At 67.7% G+C, this 5,051-nt stretch carries 4 protein-coding genes; 2 read left to right on the forward strand and 2 right to left on the reverse strand.

Features of this window, described 5'->3' with window-relative positions; genetic code table 11:
• The first annotated feature begins 77 nt into the window (after positions 1 to 77).
• On the forward strand, positions 78 to 446 hold the full coding sequence (locus V6D00_11885) for a single-stranded DNA-binding protein (protein HEY9899875.1): 369 nt from the start codon (positions 78 to 80) through the stop codon (positions 444 to 446).
• Between the two features lie 54 nt (positions 447 to 500).
• Here V6D00_11885 and V6D00_11890 read toward each other — a convergent pair whose 3' ends face one another.
• Together V6D00_11890 and V6D00_11895 are read right to left on the reverse strand one after the other, a co-directional pair.
• Positions 501 to 1,700, reverse strand: a complete 1,200-nt coding sequence (locus V6D00_11890) for an LL-diaminopimelate aminotransferase (GenBank protein HEY9899876.1) — start codon at positions 1,698 to 1,700, stop codon at positions 501 to 503.
• Between the two features lie 104 nt (positions 1,701 to 1,804).
• On the reverse strand, positions 1,805 to 2,953 hold the full coding sequence (locus V6D00_11895; GenBank protein ID HEY9899877.1) for an iron-containing alcohol dehydrogenase family protein: 1,149 nt from the start codon (positions 2,951 to 2,953) through the stop codon (positions 1,805 to 1,807).
• Positions 2,954 to 3,065: 112 nt separating this feature from the next.
• On the opposite strand from V6D00_11895, the gene gyrB reads away from it, so the two are divergent.
• Entirely contained in the window at positions 3,066 to 5,033 is a 1,968-nt protein-coding gene (gene gyrB, locus V6D00_11900) for a DNA topoisomerase (ATP-hydrolyzing) subunit B (protein ID HEY9899878.1), read from the forward strand.
• Positions 5,034 to 5,051 lie beyond the last annotated feature (18 nt).

Genomic DNA, 5,051 nt, shown 5'->3' on the forward strand with positions numbered 1-5,051 from the left:
CTGCGCATATTGATTTATTTACTATAAATAATTATCATATCAAGACACATCCACCAACGCAGCAGAGGAGGCACCGCATGAACCGCTTAGCAATCGTCGGCCGCGTCATCGCCGACCCCGAGCTCAGGACCGTCGGCGAACGGCTCGTGGCCAGCGTCCCCATCTCGGTCAACCGCCCCTACAAGCGCCGTGAGGCAGTCTACCCCGACTCCGACGTGTTCCGGGTCGAGGTGTGGGGCAACCGCGGCGAGACCCTGGTCAACCACGTCGCCAAGGGCAGCCACATCTGGGCGAACGGCCGCGTCGAGCTCCGCAAGGTCGAGAACGGCGGCTACTACGTGGACGTCCGGGACGCCGAGTGGGGCTTCGCCGGAGCCAGGCCCCCGGGCAGCCTCGAGACCTCGGAAAAGGAAGCGCCGGAAGGCAGCGAGGCCCTTCCCTTCTAAAACCAAAAAAGGAGGCCCCGGCGTCGCGCCGGGGCCTCCTCTCTCATGGAGGGACTAGGCGAAGCGGATGCCCGCCTTCTCGAGGCGATCGATCGCCGCCTGGAGCTCCGCCTCGGGCTTGACCAGCGAGATGCGGAAGAAGCCCTCGCCGAGGGCCCCGAAGCCGGTGCCGGGGGTGAAGACGACGCCCGCGGTGTCGATCACCCGCGCGACGAAGTCGTAGGCCGCCTCGCCCTTGGGGACCGGGGCCCAGACGTACATGGTCGCCTTGGGCTTCTCGAGGTTCCAGCCGAGCTTGTTGAGGCCCTCGACCACCACGTCGCGGCGGCGGCGGTAGACCTCGACCAGCTGCTCGACGTGGCTGTCGGGCAGGTTGAGGGCCGCGATCGCGGCGTCCTGCACGAAGTTGGGCACGCCGTAGTCCATGTTGGTCTTGACCCGGTAGAGGCCGTTGATCATCTCGGCGTTGCCCACCACGAAGCCGCAGCGCCAGCCGGCCATGTTGTAGGTCTTGCTCATGGTGTGGAACTCGATGGCGCCGTGCTCCTTGGCGCCGGGGATCTCGAGCAGGCTCGTCGGCTTGAAGCCGTCGAAGGCGAGATCCGCGTAGGCCAGGTCGTGCACCAGCATGATGTTGTGGCGCTTGGCGAAGTCGAGGGTGTCCTCGTAGAAGGAGCGGGGCGCGACCGCGGCGGTGGGGTTGCTGGGGAAGTTGAAGATGAGCAGCTTGGCGGCGTCCGCGTCCTCGGCGCTCACGGTGTTCCACTCGGGCAGGAAGCCCGAGTGCGGCAGGCAGGGGACCTCGACGATCTCGCCGCCCGCCAGCAGGGTGCCGCGGGTGTGGACCGGGTAGGCGGGCTGGGGCACGATGGTCTTGTCGCCGGGGTTGATGAAGGCCAAGGGCAGCTTGGCGAGACCTTCCTTGGAGCCGATGAGGGGCAGGACCTCGGTCTCGGGGTTGAGCTCGACCCCGTAGCGGCGCATGTACCAGGCGGCGATCGCCTCGCGGAAGGCCTTCTTGCCGCGGAAGGTCGGGTAGCCGTGGTTGGCGGGGTTCTTGACGGCCGCGATGGCCGCGTCGATGACCGGCTGCGGGGTGGGCAGGTCGGGCGAGCCGATCCCCAGGTCGATGACCGAGATCCCCTTCTTCTCAGCGGCGGTGCGCAGCACCTCGAGCTGGGCGGTGGCGTAGGGGGGGATCTTCTTGAGACGGTCGGATTCCTGGAACATCGCCTGGCTGGACGTGGTGATCATCGTCATCTCCTGATAGAAGTCATGGGACGCAACGGGGACCGAGGTATTCCCGAGTTATTCTAGCGCCTATTCACCGGGGGCGAAAGCGGCTTCAAGGCAAGGGTTCAGCCCGCCATGGCCAGCCGGGCCTCGCCGAGCGCGTTAGCCTGGACGATGGCCTCGGCGACCCGCGCGGCGTCGACCCCGCCGGGCAGGAGGTGGGCGCTGGAGTCCGGCCGGACGGTGCCCCGGGCGATCGCCTCGATCGCCGTGGCGTCGTCGGCGACCCCCAGCTGCCTGAGGGTGACGGGCACCTCGATCGCGGCGAAGTAAGCGACGAGGCGCTTGATCTCGTCCCGGGCGAAGCCCTGGAGGATGCGCTGGACGACGATGCCGAAGGCGACCTTCTCGCCGTGCCAGGACTGGCCGTGGCCCGGCATGGCCGTCAGGGCGTTGCAGACCGCGTGGGCCGCCACCGAGCGGCAGCGCGCGCCGCCCAGGCCGCCCACCGTGCCCGCCAGCTGGATGTTGGCGTCGATGGCGGCTTTCAGCTCGGGACCGCTCTGGCTGAGCCGGGCCTGGGCGTAGGCCTGTTCGCCCACCGCCATGAGGCGATCGTAGAGGAAGCGCGCCATCTCGAGCGCCGAGAGGGTCATGGCGTCCGCCTGAAGGGCGTCCACCGAGGCCGAGCTCTCGACCCACTTGGCCAGGGTGTCGGCGATGCCCGAGGCCAGAAGGCGCGCGGGCGCCGTCGCGACCACCGCGTGGTCCACCACGACCGCGTAGGGGTTGGTGGGCAGCGCCACCCCGTACAGCCAGGTCCCCTCGCTCGAGTAGACATTGGAGAGGGCCGTCCAGGCCGCGCAGGTCGCAGCACTCGTCGGCACGTTGATCACCTTCAGCCCCGAGCGGTGGCCCGCGAGCTTGGCCGCATCCATGGCCTTGCCGCCGCCCGCGCCCACGATCACCTCGGCCCCGCAGGCCCGGATGAGCTCGCAGAGCCGCTCCTGGTCGGTCTCGCAGCAGTCGCGGCCGTAAGTCGTGACCTCGAAAGAGACGCCCGCAGCGGCCAGGCTCGCCTCGATCCCCGCCTTGACCACCGGGTAGCTGATGCTCCCGCCGATGACGAGGGCCCTGGCGCCGACTCCGGCTGCCAGCTCGCCCACGCGCGCGACGGCGCCCTCGCCGTTGATCACCACCGTGGGGGAGACGACGAGCTGCCTGACGGGCTCGGCGGCGGCCGAGAAATCCTCTTTGAGGCTGTGTTCTTGCATGGGCCCATTCTATCACGGAAAAAAGGGCGCAAATTGGCGCCAATTCGGCCCCGATGGTATAATGAGAGCTGCCTCTTCGCCTAAAGAAGGGCCTGTCATCTTGGAGGATCGAATGCCCACCGACACCGATGAACTCATGACCGGGATGGACGCCGCCAGCGCGACGGTCGTCACGCAGGACTACGGCGCCGCCCAGATCCAGGTCCTGGAGGGCCTCGAGCCCGTCCGCAAGCGCCCCGGCATGTACATCGGAAGCACCGGCGAGCGCGGCCTTCACCACCTGGTCTACGAGGTCATCGACAACGCGATCGACGAGGCTCTGGCCGGCCACTGCACCGACATCACCATCGTGCTCAGCGCCGAGGGCACCGTGTCGTGCGAGGACAACGGCCGCGGCATCCCCGTCGAGATCCACCCCAAGACCGGCAAGAGCACCCTCGAGACGGTCATGACCGTCCTGCACGCCGGCGGCAAGTTCGGCGCGGGCGGCTACAAGGTCTCGGGCGGCCTGCACGGCGTCGGCGTCTCGGTCGTCAACGCCCTCTCCGAGTGGTGCGAGGTCGAGGTCAAGCGCGACGGCAAGCGCCACCTCCAGCGCTTCGAGCGCGGCGTGCCCATCGGCTCGCTTCAGGTCCTCGGCGAGGCCGAGGGCACCGGCACCAAGGTCACCTTCAAGCCGGACGCCACCATCTTCGAGAGCACCGTCTTCTCGTACGACACCCTCTCCGGCCGCTTCCGCGAGCTCGCCTACCTCAACCGCGGCGTAAAGATCCGCTTTCTCGGCGAAGGTCAGCTGCCGGACGGCGGCGATCGCGACGAGCTGTACCACTACGAGGGCGGCATCATCCAGATGGTCGAGTACCTCAACGAGAACAAGGACACCCTGCACCCCAGCGTGATCTACGTCTCGGGCGTCAAGGACGAGGTCAGCGTCGAGATCGCCATGCAGTACACCACCGGCTACTCCGAGTCGGTGCTGGCGTTCGCCAACAACATCAACACCCACGAGGGCGGCACCCACGTCACGGGCTTCCGCAACGTGCTGACGCGCCTGCTCAACGAGTACGGCCGCAAGGTCGGCACCATCAAGGAGAACGACCAGAACCTCTCGGGCGAGGACGTCCGCGAGGGCATCACGGCGGTCATCTCGGTCAAGATCCCCGAGCCCCAGTTCGAGGGCCAGACCAAGACCAAGCTCGGCAACCCCGAGGTCACCGGCATCGTGACCGCGATCTTCACCGAGACCCTCAACCACTTCCTCGAGTCGAACCCCGGGGTGGGCAAGGGGATCATCTCCAAGGCGATCGACGCCCTGCGCGCCCGCGAGGCGGCCCGCAAGGCCCGCGAGCTGACCCGCCGCAAGAGCGCCCTCGAGGGCTCGACCCTGCCCGGCAAGCTCGCCGACTGCTCCGAGCGCGACCCTGAGAAGTGCGAGCTGTACATCGTCGAGGGCGACTCGGCCGGCGGCTCGGCCAAGCAGGGACGCGACCGCAACTTCCAGGCCATCCTTCCCCTGCGCGGCAAGATCCTCAACACCGAGCGCGCGCGCCTCGACAAGATCTACGGCAACGAGGAGATCCGCAACCTCACGATCGCCATCGGCACCGGGGTCGCCGACGACTTCGACGTGGCCAAGCTGCGCTACCACAAGATCGTCATCATGACCGACGCGGACGTGGACGGCGCCCACATCCGGACGCTCCTGTTGACCTTCTTCTACCGGTTCGCCCGGCCCATGGTCGAGGGCGGCTACGTCTACATCGCCCAGCCGCCCCTCTACAAGGTCGAGAAGGGCAAGCAGACCCACTACTGCTACACCGACCGCGACCTGGAGGCCCTCAAGGGCCGCATCGGCTCGGACGGCCTCACCATCAGCCGGTTCAAGGGTCTCGGCGAGATGATGCCCCAGCAGCTGTGGGAGACCACCATGGACCCGGTCAACCGCACGCTCTTGCGGGTGGACATCGAGGACGCCGCCCAGGCGGATCACCTCTTCACCATCCTGATGGGCGACAAGGTCGAGCCGCGCCGCGAGTTCATCCAGACGCACGCCCGCGAGGTCAAGAACCTCGACGTCTAGAGACAAAGAAGCGCCCCC

The organism is Pantanalinema sp. (genome assembly GCA_036704125.1).
Taxonomy (GTDB): domain Bacteria; phylum Cyanobacteriota; class Sericytochromatia; order S15B-MN24; family UBA4093; genus JAGIBK01.